The sequence below is a fragment of the Lelliottia amnigena genome (genome assembly GCF_019047465.1).
GTDB classification, from domain to species: domain Bacteria; phylum Pseudomonadota; class Gammaproteobacteria; order Enterobacterales; family Enterobacteriaceae; genus Enterobacter; species Enterobacter amnigenus.
On sequence record NZ_CP077236.1, the window covers coordinates 4,357,671 to 4,373,916 of the forward strand.

17 protein-coding genes and 1 pseudogene are annotated in these 16,246 nt (G+C 50.6%); 8 read left to right on the forward strand and 10 right to left on the reverse strand.

Going from position 1 to position 16,246, the window contains the following annotated elements:
• Positions 1-78: 78 nt before the first annotated feature.
• Positions 79-1,677 carry a cyclic di-3',5'-guanosine monophosphate phosphodiesterase PdeD gene (gene pdeD / locus I6L74_RS20605; protein WP_059179743.1) on the forward strand — a complete coding sequence of 533 codons (1,599 nt, stop codon included), beginning with the start codon at positions 79-81 and terminating at the stop codon, positions 1,675-1,677.
• A 6-nt stretch (positions 1,678-1,683) separates the two neighbouring features.
• On the opposite strand, the gene yoaE is transcribed toward pdeD, so the two are convergent.
• Both yoaE and I6L74_RS21745 read right to left on the reverse strand, forming a co-directional pair.
• Positions 1,684-3,240, reverse strand: coding sequence for a CNNM family cation transport protein YoaE (gene yoaE, locus I6L74_RS20610; RefSeq protein WP_059179742.1), 1,557 nt, complete (start codon positions 3,238-3,240; stop codon positions 1,684-1,686).
• Positions 3,228-3,386: a protein YoaL gene (locus I6L74_RS21745; RefSeq protein WP_394373373.1), complete on the reverse strand. Its 159-nt coding sequence runs from the start codon at positions 3,384-3,386 to the stop codon at positions 3,228-3,230. The genes yoaE and I6L74_RS21745 overlap by 13 nt, the downstream gene beginning before the upstream one ends.
• A gap of 314 nt (positions 3,387-3,700) precedes the next feature.
• Here I6L74_RS21745 and manX point away from each other — a divergent pair, with 314 nt between their 5' ends.
• From manX to mntP, 5 genes are all read left to right on the forward strand, one after another.
• On the forward strand, positions 3,701-4,663 hold the full coding sequence (manX, locus tag I6L74_RS20615) for a PTS mannose transporter subunit IIAB (protein WP_059179741.1): 963 nt from the start codon (positions 3,701-3,703) through the stop codon (positions 4,661-4,663).
• Between the two features lie 47 nt (positions 4,664-4,710).
• Complete coding sequence (locus I6L74_RS20620) at positions 4,711-5,511, forward strand: PTS mannose/fructose/sorbose transporter subunit IIC (protein ID WP_012017769.1); 801 nt, start codon at positions 4,711-4,713, stop codon at positions 5,509-5,511.
• A 12-nt stretch (positions 5,512-5,523) separates the two neighbouring features.
• Positions 5,524-6,375, forward strand: a complete 852-nt coding sequence (locus I6L74_RS20625; protein ID WP_012017770.1) for a PTS mannose transporter subunit IID — start codon at positions 5,524-5,526, stop codon at positions 6,373-6,375.
• A 55-nt stretch (positions 6,376-6,430) separates the two neighbouring features.
• Positions 6,431-6,889 carry a DUF986 family protein gene (locus I6L74_RS20630; protein WP_059179740.1) on the forward strand — a complete coding sequence of 153 codons (459 nt, stop codon included), beginning with the start codon at positions 6,431-6,433 and terminating at the stop codon, positions 6,887-6,889.
• 397 nt (positions 6,890-7,286) lie between these two features.
• Positions 7,287-7,853 (forward strand): manganese efflux pump MntP, encoded by a 567-nt coding sequence (gene mntP / locus I6L74_RS20635; protein WP_059179808.1) that lies wholly within the window; start codon positions 7,287-7,289, stop codon positions 7,851-7,853.
• Here the strand turns inward: mntP and rlmA are convergent.
• The 6 genes and pseudogenes from rlmA to mgrB all read right to left on the reverse strand — a co-directional run bounded on the left by rlmA (position 7,806) and on the right by mgrB (position 12,435).
• Positions 7,806-8,666 (reverse strand): 23S rRNA (guanine(745)-N(1))-methyltransferase, encoded by an 861-nt coding sequence (rlmA, locus tag I6L74_RS20640; RefSeq protein WP_059179739.1) that lies wholly within the window; start codon positions 8,664-8,666, stop codon positions 7,806-7,808. The two genes, mntP and rlmA, sit on opposite strands and share 48 nt — an antisense overlap.
• 66 nt (positions 8,667-8,732) lie before the next feature.
• Positions 8,733-10,451 carry a peptidoglycan glycosyltransferase FtsI gene (gene ftsI, locus I6L74_RS20645; RefSeq protein WP_059179738.1) on the reverse strand — a complete coding sequence of 573 codons (1,719 nt, stop codon included), beginning with the start codon at positions 10,449-10,451 and terminating at the stop codon, positions 8,733-8,735.
• A gap of 220 nt (positions 10,452-10,671) precedes the next feature.
• Entirely contained in the window at positions 10,672-10,881 is a 210-nt protein-coding gene (gene cspE / locus I6L74_RS20650; protein ID WP_001062678.1) for a transcription antiterminator/RNA stability regulator CspE, read from the reverse strand.
• 12 nt (positions 10,882-10,893) lie between these two features.
• A pseudogene (locus I6L74_RS20655) lies at positions 10,894-11,038 on the reverse strand (DUF2627 domain-containing protein).
• A gap of 890 nt (positions 11,039-11,928) precedes the next feature.
• Entirely contained in the window at positions 11,929-12,219 is a 291-nt protein-coding gene (locus I6L74_RS20660) for a YebO family protein (protein WP_059179737.1), read from the reverse strand.
• Positions 12,220-12,291: 72 nt separating this feature from the next.
• Positions 12,292-12,435, reverse strand: a complete 144-nt coding sequence (mgrB, locus tag I6L74_RS20665) for a PhoP/PhoQ regulatory lipoprotein MgrB (protein ID WP_059179736.1) — start codon at positions 12,433-12,435, stop codon at positions 12,292-12,294.
• Positions 12,436-12,595: 160 nt separating this feature from the next.
• On the opposite strand from mgrB, the gene I6L74_RS20670 reads away from it, so the two are divergent.
• Positions 12,596-12,835 carry a YobH family protein gene (locus tag I6L74_RS20670; RefSeq protein ID WP_072241903.1) on the forward strand — a complete coding sequence of 80 codons (240 nt, stop codon included), beginning with the start codon at positions 12,596-12,598 and terminating at the stop codon, positions 12,833-12,835.
• A gap of 89 nt (positions 12,836-12,924) precedes the next feature.
• On the opposite strand, the gene kdgR is transcribed toward I6L74_RS20670, so the two are convergent.
• Positions 12,925-13,716, reverse strand: coding sequence for a DNA-binding transcriptional regulator KdgR (kdgR, locus tag I6L74_RS20675; RefSeq protein WP_015959399.1), 792 nt, complete (start codon positions 13,714-13,716; stop codon positions 12,925-12,927).
• A 178-nt stretch (positions 13,717-13,894) separates the two neighbouring features.
• On the opposite strand from kdgR, the gene I6L74_RS20680 reads away from it, so the two are divergent.
• A complete protein-coding gene (locus tag I6L74_RS20680) occupies positions 13,895-15,268 on the forward strand; it encodes an MFS transporter (protein WP_059179735.1) in 1,374 nt (457 codons plus the stop codon).
• Between the two features lie 56 nt (positions 15,269-15,324).
• Here the strand turns inward: I6L74_RS20680 and htpX are convergent, their stop codons facing one another.
• Positions 15,325-16,206 (reverse strand): protease HtpX, encoded by an 882-nt coding sequence (htpX, locus tag I6L74_RS20685; RefSeq protein ID WP_015959401.1) that lies wholly within the window; start codon positions 16,204-16,206, stop codon positions 15,325-15,327.
• Positions 16,207-16,246 lie beyond the last annotated feature (40 nt).

A 16,246-nucleotide genomic window follows, 5' to 3' on the forward strand; every position in this document is an offset into this window, starting at 1 on the left:
GTCAGCGTAATATTTCCCCACTACACTTGCTTTGTTGCCTCTGGCATTTGGTGTCGGCGGCGTATCAGGCGGCCTTTCATGCAAACGGCACAAAGGATCATAAAAAAATATCGCCAAAAACGCGTCATCGTCTGTGTGATGGTGGCGCTTCTTACGCTCATTCTGACGTTGGGCATCCGCTTTATTTCGCAGCGTAATTTAAATCAGGAACGCATCCAGGCCTTTGCGACCCATTCCGTAAATGCACTGGATAAGATTCTGATGCCCTTGCAAAAAGGACGCGATGAGTTGCAAACATTAGTTGGCGTTCCCTGCTCTGAGGCCCATCTGATGCTGCGTAAGCGGGCTGCGGCATTGCAAACGGTACGTTCAATTACCCTTGTTAAAGAGGGCATTCTGTACTGCTCCAGTATTTTTGGTGACCGTAACGTTCAGATTCGCCTGACTCAACCCGCCTTACCGTCCAGCCAGCCTCAGCTCATCTTGACGACCGACAAGTCGTTACTCAAAGGCAGCCCTATTTTGATTCAGTGGTATCCCGCCTCAGATACCGGAGAAGACGGCGTCATGCAGGTGGTGAATATCGATCTCATCACCAAAATAATGCTTGAGCCGCAAAGTCCGCTGATCACCGACGTCAGCCTGAAAGTCGGGAATAAATTCCTTCGCGATGGTCAGAACGTCACGGATACGCTGAACGTCCCTGAAGACAGTATGATTCTGCCCCAGTCCTCTGCGCATTTTCCTTTTACTATCCTGGTCAGCGGCCCTGGCGCCAGTGAACTGGCGTTGAAAAACTTGCCCTCACAACTTCCGCTGGCGGTATTGATAAGCCTGCTGCTGGGCTATATTGCCTGGCTTGCTACCGCCAGTCGCATGAGCTTTACCTGGGAAATTAATCTCGGATTAGCCGCGCGGGAGTTTGAGCTTTTTTGCCAGCCGCTGCTCAATGCCCGCACACAAAAATGCGTCGGCGTGGAGATCCTGTTGCGGTGGAATAATCCTCGTCAGGGCTGGATATCCCCGGACGTTTTTATCCCACTGGCGGAGGAACATAATTTGATTGTTCCCCTGACGCGCTACGTGATGATTGAAACGGTCCGCCAGATTGGCTATTTCCCCGCCAACAAGGGATTTCATATTGGCATTAACGTGGCGGCCAGCCATTTTCGCAACGGTACTTTGCTTCATGATCTGAATCGCTATTGGTTTAGCGCGCATCCAAAACAACAGTTGATCCTTGAACTTACTGAGCGCGATGCCCTGCTGGATGGGGATTATCGACTGGTTCGCGAGTTACACCGCAAACAGGTGAAGCTGGCCATTGATGATTTTGGTACGGGGAACAGTTCCCTGTCATGGCTGGAAAAATTACGCCCTGACGTGCTCAAAATTGATAAGTCTTTCACGATGGCATTGGGTACGGACGCGGTGAATTCCACGGTGACGGATATTATTATCGCATTGGGTCAACGGCTCAATATTGAGCTGGTGGCGGAAGGCGTGGAAACACAGGAACAGGCACGTTATCTGCGCCATCATGGGGTGAATACGTTGCAGGGATTTTTATATGCGCGGCCAATGCCGCTCAAGGATTTTCCGAAATGGCTGGCGGAGAGTTCACCCCCGCCAGCGCAGCGTAACGGGCATATTTTGAGAATTATGCCGTTACGTTAAGACAGATTACTCTTCGTCGTCGTGCGCAGACTGTTCTTTAACAATACGCACCAGGTCAACGCGATAATCGTTCGCTTCCACGATCGTGATTTGCAGCGGCGGCAGCTCAATGATATCGCCCGTGCGCGGAATCTGTCCGTTCACAGCAATCACCAAACCCGCCACGGTGGCGATGTCTTCTTCATCATTAATGATGTTATCAAGACCCAACGTGTGCTGCAGCGCATGCAGGTCCGTCGCGCCTTTAACCAGCCAACCGTTGCCATCCGCAACGATTTCTGGCGTTTCATCGGCATCCGGAAATTCGCCGGCGATCGCTTCAAGCACGTCCAGCGGTGTCACCAGACCTTGCACCACGCCAAATTCGTTGGTCACGATCACAAAACTACCGCGAGCACGACGCAGAACGCTAAGCAGGTTGATAGGGTCCAGCGTTTCCGGAACCACTATCGCGGGGGTCGCGGCGGCAATCGCTTCGACGTTCGCCCCCTCTTCCAGACCGACCAGCATCTCTTTAGCGCGAACCACACCGATGATTTCATCCAGTTCGCCACGACAGACCGGGAACAGGCTGTGCGGGGACGACAGCAGTTGCTGACGGATTTCATCCACGCTCAGATTGGCATCAACCCAGCTGATTTCACCCCGTGGCGTCATGATGCCGCGCAGTGAGCGGGAGGCGAGCGAAAGCACGCCGTTAATCATGTAGCGTTCTTGTTCGACAAAAGCGCCAACCGGTACAGGAACCGGGGCATTACCCGCAGATTCAGGCTGTACAGACTGACGACGGCCCCCCATCAGACGCAAAATGGCGTCGGCGGTACGGGCGCGCAGCGGTTGGTTAGACTGCTGTTTGATGAAGTTTCGGCTCGCAATCTGGTTGAACAGCTCGATAATAATCGAGAAGCCGATCGCGGCGTACAGGTAGCCTTTCGGAATATGGAAGCCGAAACCTTCAGCGACCAGACTCAGGCCAATCATCAACAGAAAGCTTAAACACAGGACCACCACTGTGGGATGTTCGTTCACAAAACGCGTCAGCGGCTTAGAAGCCAGCAGCATCACGGCCATCGCAATAACGACCGCCGCCATCATCACCGGCAGATGGTTTACCATGCCGACCGCAGTAATCACCGCATCCAGTGAGAATACGGCATCAAGCACTACAATCTGCATGACGACGACCCAAAAACTCGCATACCCCTTGCCGTGACCATCGTCGTGCTGCCGGTTTTCCAGCCGCTCATGCAACTCTGTCGTCGCTTTGAAGAGCAGGAACAGGCCCCCCACCAGCATGATCAGGTCACGACCGGAGAAGGTGAAATCCCAGACGGTGAACAACGGTTTGGTCAGCGTGACCATCCACGAAATGACGGACAGCAGCGCAAGACGCATAATTAGCGCCAGCGAAAGACCGATTAAACGCGCTTTGTCGCGCTGTTTTGGCGGCAGCTTATCCGCGAGGATGGCGATGAACACCAGGTTGTCGATACCAAGAACAATTTCGAGCACAACCAGCGTGAGTAATCCCACCCAGATTGACGGGTCCATTAAGAATTCCATGACAAGCTCCTGCTAAAGGAATGACAAAACGGCGCCACGGAAGAAGTGGGCGAAATGGCGGTAGACATGTTCAACGTGTGGCGAGAATCGCCGGCGAGCGAGGCGCTAAATGGCCTGGTAGATGACTGACGTCGGTGACGGTCCATACAGTGGGCTAAGCCCTTTACTCCTGTCAATTAAACGGAGGCTAAACATATCAGAGACAATAGGTTTTTAGCAAAGATTTACTTTCCTTTGCAAAGTTCTGTAACAGAGTCGATTTTGATTTGGGATAAATCTGTTCTACATCGCTAAATTACGGATCTTCATCACATAAATTATTTTTTCACTGTCTAAAATAATTCCCGGAAGTCTTATTTAATTGAACTCTAACCCTTATCTGAATCGATTCGGTTCGCCGGGGAAGATTCTCAGTACGACTGCCTGGCAGGCGTATTAATGATAATAAAGGAGGTAGCAAGTGACCATTGCTATTGTGATAGGCACACATGGTTGGGCTGCAGAGCAGTTACTCAAAACGGCAGAAATGCTGTTGGGTGAGCAGGAAAACGTGGGCTGGATCGATTTCGTTCCAGGTGAAAACGCGGAAACGCTAATCGAGAAATATACGGCTCAACTGGAGAAGCTTGATACGCGCTCAGGCGTGCTGTTTCTCGTCGATACATGGGGCGGCAGCCCGTTCAATGCCGCCAGCCGCATTGTCGTCGATAAAGAGCATCATGAGGTCGTCGCCGGCGTCAACATTCCTATGCTCGTGGAAACGTTGATGGCCCGTGATGACAATCCGAGCTTTGACGAACTGGTCGCTCTGGCTGTCGAAACAGGCCGTGAAGGCGTGAAAGCCCTCAAAGCACAACCGGTAGAGAAACCCGCGCCGGTCGCCGCCGCGGTCAAAGCTGCCACCCCTGCCAAACCGATGGGACCGAACGATTACATGATTATCGGGCTTGCCCGTATCGATGACCGTTTGATCCACGGCCAGGTCGCAACGCGTTGGACGAAAGAAACCAACGTGAAACGCATCATTGTTGTCAGTGATGAAGTCGCCGCCGATACCGTGCGCAAAACGCTTCTTACCCAGGTTGCTCCTCCGGGCGTTACCGCCCACGTCGTAGATGTCGCCAAAATGATCCGCGTTTATAACAACCCGAAATATGCGGGCGAGCGCGTGATGCTGCTGTTTACCAACCCGACCGATGTTGAACGCGTGGTTGAAGGCGGCGTGAACATCACCTCGGTGAACATTGGCGGTATCGCCTTCCGCCAGGGGAAAACTCAGGTCAACAATGCGATTTCAGTCGATGAAAAAGATATCGAAGCATTCAAAAAATTGAATGCACGCGGTATTGAGCTGGAGGCCCGTAAGGTTTCCACCGATCAGAAACTGAAAATGATGGATTTGATCGGCAAAGTTGGGAAATAACCCTGCGCTGATTTTTTACACAAAGCTTATGTTATAGGAGAAGTACAATGGAGATTACCACTCTTCAGATTGTGCTGGTGTTCATCGTCGCGTGTATTGCGGGTATGGAATCCGTACTTGATGAATTTCAGTTCCACCGTCCTCTGGTGGCCTGTACGTTGATTGGCGCCGTTCTTGGCGATATGAAAACCGGTATTATCATCGGTGGTACGCTGGAAATGATCGCTCTGGGCTGGATGAACATCGGTGCGGCGGTTGCGCCTGATGCTGCCCTGGCTTCCATCATCTCTACCGTTCTGGTTATTGCCGGACACCAAAACATCGGTGCGGGTATCGCCCTGGCAATTCCACTGGCCGCAGCTGGCCAGGTTCTGACCATTATCGTTCGTACCATCACCGTTGCTTTCCAGCATGCGGCAGATAAAGCGGCGGATAGCGGAAACCTGACGGCCCTCTCGTGGATCCACGTTTCATCGCTGTTCCTCCAGGCAATGCGTATTGCGATTCCTGCGGTTATCGTGGCAATTTCTGTCGGTACCAGCGAAGTTCAGGGTCTGTTGAACGCCATTCCTGAAGTGGTGACCGGCGGTCTGAACATCGCGGGTGGCATGATTGTTGTGGTCGGTTACGCGATGGTCATCAATATGATGCGCGCAGGCTACCTGATGCCGTTCTTCTACCTCGGTTTTGTGACTGCGGCCTTCACCAACTTCAACCTGGTTGCTCTGGGTGTGATTGGTGCAGTAATGGCGATTCTGTACATCCAGTTGAGCCCGAAATATAACCGCGTCGCGGGTGCCCCAGCGCAAGCTCCGGGCAGCAACGATCTCGATAACGAACTGGACTAGCAGGTGAGCGAAATGGTTGATATGACTAAAACTACCCCTGAGAAGAAACTGACTCCGGGTGATATTCGTGGCGTGTTCCTTCGTTCTAACCTCTTCCAGGGTTCGTGGAACTTCGAACGTATGCAAGCGCTGGGCTTCTGTTTCTCCATGGTACCGGCGATCAAACGCCTGTATCCGGAAAACAACGAAGCACGTCGCCAGGCGATTAAACGTCACCTGGAATTCTTTAACACGCATCCGTACGTCGCTGCACCTGTTCTGGGCGTGACGCTGGCGATGGAAGAGCAGCGTGCAAACGGTGCTGAGATCGACGATGGTGCTATCAACGGTATTAAAGTTGGTCTGATGGGCCCGCTGGCAGGCGTGGGTGACCCAATCTTCTGGGGCACGGTTCGTCCTGTCTTTGCGGCACTGGGTGCGGGCATCGCCATGAGCGGCAGCCTGCTGGGTCCACTTCTGTTCTTCATCCTGTTCAACGCCGTCCGACTGCTGACCCGTTATTACGGCGTCGCCTACGGTTACAGCAAAGGCGTCGATATCGTTAAAGATATGGGCGGCGGCTTCCTGCAAAAACTGACTGAGGGGGCGTCTATCCTCGGCCTGTTTGTCATGGGGGCACTGGTGAACAAGTGGACGCATGTGAACATCCCACTGGTGGTGTCGACCATCACCGGACAGGATGGTCAGACTCGCGTAACCACGGTGCAAACTATCCTTGATCAGTTGATGCCGGGCTTAGTGCCGCTGCTGTTGACCTTCGCCTGTATGTGGCTGCTGCGTAAGAAAGTGAATGCGCTGTGGATCATCGTCGGCTTCTTCGTCATCGGTATCGTCGGCTACGCGATCGGTCTGCTGGGTCTGTAAGTTTAGGTGTTATCCACCGGGGGCCATGCCCCCGGTTTTTTTATCTGGAGGATGAATGACGGTCACGGACATCGTACTGGTTTTGTTTATTGTTGCCCTTCTGGCTTACGCCTTTTATGACGAATTCATTATGCCCCGCCGCAACGGCGAGACCCTTTTGGCCGTTCCTCTTCTGCGCCGTGGGCGTATCGATGCTTTTATCTTCGCCGGACTGTTAGCCATTCTGATTTATAACAACGTCATGAGTCAGGGGGCTTTATTAACCACATGGTTATTATGTGTGCTGGCATTAATGGCTTTTTATCTTTTTTGGATCCGAGCGCCTAAGATCATCTTCAAAAACCATGGCTTTTTCTTCGCCAACATATGGATAGAATATAACCGCATTAAAGAGATGAATTTATCTGAAGACGGGGTACTGGTTATGCAACTGGAACAACGCCGTTTATTGGTGCGGGTGAAAAATATTGATGACCTGGAAAAAATATACAAAATAATGGTTAAAACTCAATAAGTTAAAATTATAGCAGAGGCTATATATTGTTGCCATTTTGCGTGGACGATATATAGCCATCGCTATATTCCCTTCTGTATTTACCTTATATTTATTAACGTTAACTTTACCAATAAATCTAAATGAAAATCGTTATCAACAAGTTAATGGAATAATACATCCCCGTTGTTGTTTTATATTCTCAAAATATGTTAAGGTTGCGCCGTCGTTGGGGAGTAGCCGATTTCCTGCCTAGGGAAATGTACGTGTCAACATACTCGTTGAAAAACGTGGTGCGTACGGATTGCTTACTGCACATTCTTTGTGCGTAAAAGTCAGGCGAGACCATAGACGCATCAACTGCTGTTTACTGGGGGCAGTGATGTGTCATATGGATATCCCCGGTCTGGACGCTGTTATGAATATCTCCGCCACGATCCTTCTCGCTTTCGGCATGTCCATGGATGCTTTTGCCGCCTCCATTGGTAAAGGCGCTACGCTCCACAAACCTAAATTCTCTGAAGCGCTACGTACTGGCCTTATTTTCGGCGCAATTGAAACACTCACCCCGCTTATTGGCTGGGGGCTCGGCATGCTGGCGAGCCAGTTTATTCTGGAATGGAACCACTGGATTGCGTTTACGCTGCTGGTTTTCCTGGGCGGACGAATGGTAATCGAAGGATTTCGCGCTACAGCCGATGACGATGACACGCCGCAGCACCGCCACGGCTTTTGGATACTGGTGACCACGGCGATCGCAACCAGTCTTGATGCGATGGCGGTGGGTGTCGGTCTGGCATTCCTTCAGGTGAATATTATCGCCACGGCACTGGCAATTGGCTGCGCCACGCTAATTATGTCAACTATCGGAATGATGGTGGGACGTTTCATCGGCCCGCTGCTGGGCAAGCGAGCCGAAATCCTGGGCGGTATTGTTTTAATCGGGATTGGTGGGCAAATTCTCTGGTCGCATTTCGCCGGTTAACGCGTCGCGCTGCCAGCAGTGGAGACTGAAATCCGTCTGGCAGCGAAAATCTTTCTCATTCGCTAATGTTTCCCAAACGTCTGATTTTGCGCGCCATGCAAACGGCGTCATCTGTAACAACGCAACCGCTTCTTTTCCTGTTAGCTGCATCTCATAACCCAATGACTGTTCATGCTTGAGCGTAAACCCGGTGAGCTGTTCTGAATGCGGCGCATGCAAACGCACTTCATCGTAAATTAGCCCTTTCATCTCCATCAGGTGCCGCGGTCCCGGCGTGACGGTCACGATCCAGCCGCCCGGTTTTACCACGCGCGCCAGCTCTTCAGCCTTGCACGGCGCGTAGATGCGAATAATGGCATCCTGGCTCTCATCGGCAAACGGAAGACGATGGCTGGAGGCAACGCAGAATGTGACCTGCGGATAACGTTTTGCGGCAGCGCGAATGGCCGATTTCGAGACATCGAGACCCACAGTAACGGCACCGACACGCCCCGCAACGTCGGCAAACGCCGCCGTGTAATAGCCTTCGCCACAGCCAATATCCAGAATCGAACTCGCGCTTTCGCTTAACGTGGTGGCTAACCACTGTGCAACTGCGTCCCTGAGCGGCTGATAATGCCCGGCCTCAAGAAATGCGCGCCGCGCCTGCATCATCTCCGCGCTGTCGCCCGGATCGCGGGAGCGTTTATGTTGCACAGGCAGTAAATTCACATACCCTTCTTTCGCCTTATCAAACGTGTGCCCCTGTGGACAGGTGTAGCTATTTTCGGCCTGCATCAGTGGCGCGTGGCATAAGGGACAACTGAATGACATGGTAACTCCCGGCAATATCAAAGGCCGAAAGTGTACCGCTATTCGACCTGGTATAAAACGTCTGCCTTATCGCATCACGACAAGATGGCTGGAATCGGGCGCTAACCCATCCGGTTCAACGTTCTCAAGGCGCAATACGTCACCCATAATCTGGCTAAATACCGGAGCTGAAACCGCCCCGCCATAATAACGACCATTCTGCGGATCGTTAATGACCACGGCCAATGCATACTGAGGATGGCTTGCAGGTGCCACACCCGCGGTATACGCCACATATTTGTCGATATATTTCCCGTCATCACCGATTTTTTTGGCCGTACCCGTTTTGACTGCCACACGATAATCGCGCACGGCGGCCTTCGTCCCGCCGCCCCCGGGTAACGCAACGCTCTCCATCATATGTTCAACCTGATGAACGATCTCTTCAGGCATGACCTGATGACCCACTACCGGCGGGTCAATGCGTGTTATCGACAAGGGGCGTTCCAGGCCGTAACTTCCGATCGTGGCGTAAACATGTGCCAGCTGGAGCGGCGTCGCCATCAGGCCGTAACCGAACGCAAAGGTGGCGCGATCCAACTGGCTCCAGAATTTACGCTGAGGAAGAAGCCCGCTGCTCTCACCGGTTAGACCCAGGCCCGTCGTCGAACCAAATCCAAAGCCCTTATACGTATCAAGTAAGTGCTGTATCGGCATGGCCAGCGACAGACGTGACACGCCCGTATCACTCGACTTTTGCAAAATCCCGGTCAGTGATAATTCAGGATAATATCCCACGTCGCGGATTCTGTGCCCATCAAGGGTATAAGGATGGGTGTCGAGAACGCTATCAGGTTTAACAATGCCATACTGCAGCGCCGTCATAAGAACTAACGGCTTGACGGTAGAACCCGGTTCAAAGGTGTCACTGATGGCGCGATTGCGGAAATCGTTGAGCGTTGCGCCGTCCCGATTGTTGGGATTAAAGTCCGGAAAACTGGCCATGGCGAGTATCTCGCCGGTTTGGACATTGATTAACACCGCGGCGCCAGATTCTGCCTTATTCCAGGCGACGGCATTATCTAACGCATCTTCAGCGATCGTTTGCAGCCGCTCATCAATGCTCAGTTGAATGTTATGAGCAGGAACCGGTGAAACTTCTGTCAAATTTTCAATCACATGGCCGTAGCGGTCTTCTCTCACCCGCCTGACACCCGCTTGACCGGTCAATTGTGCGTTGAAACTCTTTTCAACCCCTTCAATCCCCTGCCCGTCGATATTCGTAAATCCGAGCAGATTCGCCGCAACATGTCCCGCCGGATAAAAACGGCGTGACTCCTCCCGCAGGTTAATCCCTGGCAAGTTGAGTTTATCAATCCATTTAGCCTGCGAAGGGTCCACCTGACGAGCAAGATAGATAAATCGCCCGTTCGGATCGTGATTAATACGAGAAGCCAACGACGCCAGCGAAATGTGCAATGCAGTTGAAAGCGCTTGCCAGCGTTCATCAAAGCCCACGCCGCCTTTAGCCAACACGGTCTTAGGATCAGCCCACACCGCTCTGACCGGAACACTGACTGCTAAAGGTCTGCCATCACGGTCGGTAATCATCCCGCGCGGGGCATCAATCGACACTTCACGCAATGAGCGCATGTCTTCCTGTTTGACCAGGTTGTCAGGCTTAATAATTTGCAGCCATGCAACGCGCCCCAGAAGGAACGCAAGGCTCAGAAAAATGGCAAGGCATAGCAGTGCAAAACGCGCCGGGGTGAAATTACCGGCAGGGCTAGAGGGTTTCGTTTTCACCCTGGCTCCAGGTTAATGAAACAACGCCCTGATTTAACGGTAAAAAGCGTATCAGCATAGCGAAAACAATGATTCTAATCTCGCAGCTTTGCAACAAACTGCTAACCAGACAGAAAGGGGTAACATTTTGAAAAATAGTGCATAAAAAAGCCCCGCATAATGCGAGGCTTGATGTCTGAAAATGAGGCGCTGTAGCGCTTCTGAATCAGCAGTGATTCGATCAGATAGCGGTTACGTTAACAGCAGCCGGACCTTTCTGGCCGTCCTGAATTTCGAACTCAACGTTCTGGCCTTCAGCCAGAGTTTTGAAGCCGTTACCCTGGATTGCAGAGAAGTGTACGAACACATCTTTGCTGCCATCAGCAGGAGTAATGAAACCAAAACCTTTAGACTCGTTGAACCACTTAACTTGACCTTTAATCTTTGCCATTTGCAAAATTCCTTAGATTGTTTTCTTAGCCCGCAGGCATTGACCTAGATAAAACAGAGACATTACTGCTTGAGGCACTAATATAAGGTTCGGCAGAGAAGCGGTATTCAACGACAACGTGTTTACTCAGAACTTCTTTACTGAAAATGCCACACATAAACAGAACTGTACCTCGTTTGACCCAAACCGTGTTATCACATACAACGTTAATCATGGCAAGCCATTTTTAGACATGACAAGATCCGCCGCACAAACTCTGATGCCGCCTTGCTAAGTTTTGAGCAACTCGACGTTATCATTATATCACCCTGAATAAGACACCCAGCATCACCTTCTAATTCATACCCACTGTAATGTAAGGATTTTTTGTTGCTTCCCCAATACTGACGTTGTGATGATAAGCAGGTGATGTTTATAAGATGCAATACCTTAGTTAGAACAATTTGTGAAAAGTTATGCTCAAATCAACGCAGCGAAAAAATGTTTACATCGGAATAACAATGCTTATTCACGCCCCTGCTTTCGGATTAGGAATACGCGTGGCAAAAGGTCGCTTTGCACCAAAATAATGAATTTTTTATGACTTTGCTTCATCACAAGGCAAGCAAAACGTTTCGATAAAAATAAAACAATGGGAGTTCGCGAAAATACAGAATATATAGTTACGGAGTGGGACGATGTCATGAGGGCAAATAATAACCAATTTTTATATTCTAAAATGATTATTCATTGTTACTACACTCAGGTGCATGACTTGAAACCTGCTGGATGGCTTATTGCGCGACTCTTCACTTACTGTCGCACAAACAGTATCGATGAAAACACGTTTCCATGCTGCTTACGTGGCGCAGCTGAAAGCATATCCAACAGATTTGTACCATTGTGGTGCAGGAGTGGCGGAGCGTTAGGTAAAACGTACATGAGGTGAACTACAGGAATATTTTAAGTGAAATCTGTGATCCTCATGGCGAGATACGGGATGATCATTAAGGGAGGGGTCATAACGGGAATTTATCCAGACCACAGCCACCTCCCAACTTTTACAGATTAACGCTCAGCGACCAGACGGATAAAATCATCTTCGTCTTCTGGGGCTACTGCTTCAGGGGCTTTTGCCATCGGCTTTTCTTCAGGCTCGTTGGCTTCACACAGACGGCGAAGCAACGCATTTTGGCGTTTCTGCTGATCAAGCAACGCTTCCAGAAGCTCAATTTGCTCATTTGTACGTGAGCTGGCGCGATTCATAAAGAACCACAATACCAGTCCAATGACCATAATGATTGCAAACATCGCCAATGAGGCTACGTTCAGTAGCCCCGAATTTTGTAACTCACCCATTTTACCACCTCAATGAAAACACCTATTTTACCACTGACGCAGGGGAAGGTAACGATCTATAGAAAAAGTGTCCTACCAGGGGATGAATTGATTGATCGCGCAAATGCCACTAAAGAACTGTACATCCTGATCGCACATCACGTTGATTGTCTGCGTCCATAGAAAGGCACATGCAATCAACACTATAATCAGAATTACCCAGCGTATTTTTTTCACTCCACACTCCGTCTCTTGACCTGATGTGTCCAGGTTATCACGGTTATCTTAAACAAGGACTAACTCTATGTTCATCAAAATATTTTCAGAATTATGCACTTGTTTAATATAGCGAAACTATTACGCTGAATAGCATTATTAGTTAAAAAAAGAGGCAGCGATGAGATTAATCATTCGGACAATTGTTGTCCTGGCCATTGTGTGGATAGGATTATTATTATCAGGCTATGGCGTACTCGTGGGAAGTAAAGAAAACGCGGCCGGATTAGGGATTCAATGTCAGTACCTTACCGCCAGAGGAATCAGCACTGCGCAATATTTACACACTGACAGCGGTGTCATTGGTTTGTCTAACTGCCCGATTCTGCGCAAAAGTCAGATGGTCGTGGATAACGGTTAATTGTGCCCTGCTTTGATACGCAGTGCCAAACAAGCAATGCCGGACAAACAGAAACGCCGCGGTGACGCGGCGTTTCTGTGCTTCAGCCATTAGAATGGATAGTCGTTATAACCCATCTGTTCAGAAATTTTGCGCGCAGCGGTATGCAGCATTTCAACATATTCGTGCAGACGTTCTTCTGAGAAACGAAGCGTAGGGAAAGAAATACTTAACCCTGCGATAACCACGCCAAAACGGTCAAATACCGGGACGCCAATGCAGCGCAGCCCCTCTTCCTGCTCCTGATTATCTTCGCCATAACCCTGCTCACGCACTTTATCAAGCACTGTCAGTAGCTCTTCTGTGCTGGTGATGGTGCGCTCAGTGCTACGTTTGTACTCAACGTCCTGGAGGATCTCTTTGACTTCCTCACGGTCACGCCACGCCAGCAGGACCTTACCAATGGCCGTACTGTAAAGCGGGTTGCGACGACCAATGCGCGAATACATGCGCAGGTTATACATAGAATCTATTTTATGAATATAAACGATGCTGTCTTCATCAAGCGCCCCAAGGTGCACGGTTTCTTTCGTCAAACGAGAAAGTTCACGCATCTGGATATCAGCACTGCGAATAAGATCAACATTTTGAAGTGCGCGAGCGCCCAGCTCAAATAGCTTCAGCGTCAGAGAATATTTCTCAGACTCGCCTTCCTGAGCGACATAGCCCAGGGATTTCATGGTTTGCAGAAAGCGATAAACAGTGCTTTTTGACATCATCACACGTTGCGACAACTCTGTAATACCAATTTCGCGCTCTTCACCCAGCGCCTGTAAGATGCCAAACACCTTCAGCACGGAAGAAACAGAATCTGGCTGCTTGTCCAAATCTGCGATTGCCATTTATCACCTCATTGCGAGTGTTTTATAAAAATCAGAACCGGTTTTTATTATAAATTCGCGTTCGTCTTGCTGCAATCGTTCTGCGTTTACTTCGTTACAAATCTGCGACATAAAACCGAAATATCAGTGCTAAAATAGTGACACTAAGAATTATAACCTCCTGAGCATTTCATTTTCTATGGAAAAAATTCCCTCTGACGGCTTACCGTTACCCCAACGCTATGGCGCGATTGCCACAATTATTATCGGTATTTCGATGGCGGTTCTTGATGGGGCGATTGCCAACGTTGCGCTACCGACCATTGCCAGCGATCTTCACGCATCACCCGCCAGTTCAATCTGGATCGTCAATGCTTACCAGATAGCCATTGTGATTTCCTTGCTGTCTTTCTCTTTCCTGGGCGATATGTTCGGTTATCGCCGCATTTATCAGTGCGGACTTGCCGTCTTCACCGTGACATCTCTGTTTTGTGCGCTATCAGATTCATTGCATACGTTGACTATCGCGCGTATTGCGCAGGGATTTGGTGGCGCAGCGTTAATGAGCGTCAATACAGCGCTGATAAGGCTTATCTATCCCCAGAAGCAGCTCGGCCGCGGGATGGGAATTAACTCCTTCATTGTGGCCGTTTCATCTGCTGCGGGTCCGACGGTTGCTGCGGCCATTCTCTCCGTGGCCTCGTGGCAATGGCTGTTTTTGATTAACGTGCCGCTGGGTATTGTTGCCCTGCTCTTTGCACTGCGTTATCTCCCGGCGAACGGAGCGAAAAGCGCGATGCCGCGTTTTGATCTTCCCAGTGCTGTGATGAATGCGCTGACCTTCGGCCTGCTCATCACTGCGCTAAGCGGTTTTGCGCAGGGGCACTCCCTTCGTCTTATCGCCGCAGAAATTATCGCCATGTTGATCGTTGGGTTCTTTTTCGTTCGCCGTCAGCTGGCATTGCCGGTGCCTCTCCTGCCCGTAGACCTGTTACGTATTCCGCTTTTTTCGCTATCGATCGGGACATCCATTTGCTCGTTTTGCGCGCAGATGCTGGCGCTTGTCTCGCTGCCCTTCTTTTTGCAAAACATCGTGGGACGCACAGAAGTCGAAACGGGGCTGCTGCTCACGCCGTGGCCGCTCGCTACCATGGTTATGGCTCCGCTCGCAGGCTACCTGATTGAACGCGTACATGCAGGATTATTGGGGGCAATGGGTCTGGTGGTGATGGCCACAGGTCTTTTCGCTCTCGCGATGCTGCCCGCCTCGCCAACAGATGCCGATATTATCTGGAGAATGATCCTGTGCGGCGCCGGATTCGGTTTATTCCAGTCACCCAATAACCACACCATTATGTCCGCAGCCCCGCGCCATCGCAGCGGAGGCGCCAGTGGTATGCTGGGTACCGCGCGTTTGCTAGGGCAAAGCATTGGCGCAGCGCTGGTCGCGCTCATGTTTAACCTGGCCGGACAAAATGGTACCCATATTGCCCTGTTTACCGCTGGGACACTGGCAACGATCGCCGCTATCATCAGCGGACTGCGTGTGATCCAACCTCGGACAGAGGCATAAAAAAAGCCGGGAGACGTTTTGCGTCTCCCGGCCTGCTTTGTTACCTAAAGCGAATTTTATTTAATGTACTGCCCACTGCGCAGCGCTTCGATACGTTTATCCAGCGGCGGGTGAGTCATAAACATTTCACTCAGCGATTTTGATTTACCGTTGATGCAAAATGCCATCATGCTGGTCGCTTCCTGCGGCTCGTAGCTGGTTTTAAGACGCTGCAATGCCGCAATCATTTTTTCCCGGCCGACGAGTTTTGCCGATCCTGCATCAGCATGGAATTCGCGGTGACGCGAGAACCACATTGTAATAATGCTCGCGAGAATACCGAATACCAGTTCCAGCACCATCGCGACGGCAAAATAAATCAACGGGTTGCCGTTGTTCCCTTCACCTTCATCACGGTTACCGCCCATAAATCCGGCAGCAATTTGCGCCAGAATACGGGAGATGAAAATAACAAACGTGTTCACTACGCCCTGAATCAGGGTCATGGTGACCATATCACCATTGGCGATGTGGCTAATTTCATGCGCAATAACCGCTTCGGCCTCATCACGACTCATGTTTTGCAAAAGCCCGGTGCTCACGGCAACCAGCGATGCATCGCGGCGCGCGCCGGTGGCAAACGCGTTAATATCCGGTGCGTGATAAATCGCTACCTGAGGCATTTTGATACCCGCCTGGCGCGACTGCTGAGCAACCGTGTTCATCAGCCAATGTTCCATGTCATTGCGCGGTTGTTCGATAACCTCACCACCCACAGATTTCAGGGCCATCCATTTCGACATCAACAACGAAATGAAGGAACCACCAAAACCAAACAGCAGCGCCATAATCAACAGACCCTGAACGCTGCTCGACTGAATTCCCGTCAGGCTTAGCACAAGCCCGAAGACCACCATAACCGCCAGGTTGGTGAGCAGGAAGAGCGCGATTCGCATCATAATTTTCTTTTAACCTCTGTTTAACAAAACGCACTATGCG

Excerpts from the sequence above, each read along its gene's own strand:
- I6L74_RS20670 (WP_072241903.1), top strand. The coding sequence starts at position 12,596 with ATGAGATTAATCATTCGGACAATTGTTGTCCTGGCCATTGTGTGGATA.
- I6L74_RS20680 (WP_059179735.1), top strand. The coding sequence starts at position 13,895 with ATGGAAAAAATTCCCTCTGACGGCTTACCGTTACCCCAACGCTATGGC.
- I6L74_RS20620 (WP_012017769.1), top strand. The coding sequence starts at position 4,711 with ATGGAGATTACCACTCTTCAGATTGTGCTGGTGTTCATCGTCGCGTGT.
- yoaE (WP_059179742.1), bottom strand. The coding sequence starts at position 3,240 with ATGGAATTCTTAATGGACCCGTCAATCTGGGTGGGATTACTCACGCTG.
- pdeD (WP_059179743.1), top strand. The coding sequence starts at position 79 with ATGCAAACGGCACAAAGGATCATAAAAAAATATCGCCAAAAACGCGTC.
- cspE (WP_001062678.1), bottom strand. The coding sequence starts at position 10,881 with ATGGCAAAGATTAAAGGTCAAGTTAAGTGGTTCAACGAGTCTAAAGGT.
- htpX (WP_015959401.1), bottom strand. The coding sequence starts at position 16,206 with ATGATGCGAATCGCGCTCTTCCTGCTCACCAACCTGGCGGTTATGGTG.
- I6L74_RS20660 (WP_059179737.1), bottom strand. The coding sequence starts at position 12,219 with ATGGGTGAGTTACAAAATTCGGGGCTACTGAACGTAGCCTCATTGGCG.
- rlmA (WP_059179739.1), bottom strand. The coding sequence starts at position 8,666 with ATGTCATTCAGTTGTCCCTTATGCCACGCGCCACTGATGCAGGCCGAA.
- mntP (WP_059179808.1), top strand. The coding sequence starts at position 7,287 with ATGAATATCTCCGCCACGATCCTTCTCGCTTTCGGCATGTCCATGGAT.
- I6L74_RS20625 (WP_012017770.1), top strand. The coding sequence starts at position 5,524 with ATGGTTGATATGACTAAAACTACCCCTGAGAAGAAACTGACTCCGGGT.
- kdgR (WP_015959399.1), bottom strand. The coding sequence starts at position 13,716 with ATGGCAATCGCAGATTTGGACAAGCAGCCAGATTCTGTTTCTTCCGTG.
- I6L74_RS21745 (WP_394373373.1), bottom strand. The coding sequence starts at position 3,386 with ATGGACCGTCACCGACGTCAGTCATCTACCAGGCCATTTAGCGCCTCG.
- I6L74_RS20630 (WP_059179740.1), top strand. The coding sequence starts at position 6,431 with ATGACGGTCACGGACATCGTACTGGTTTTGTTTATTGTTGCCCTTCTG.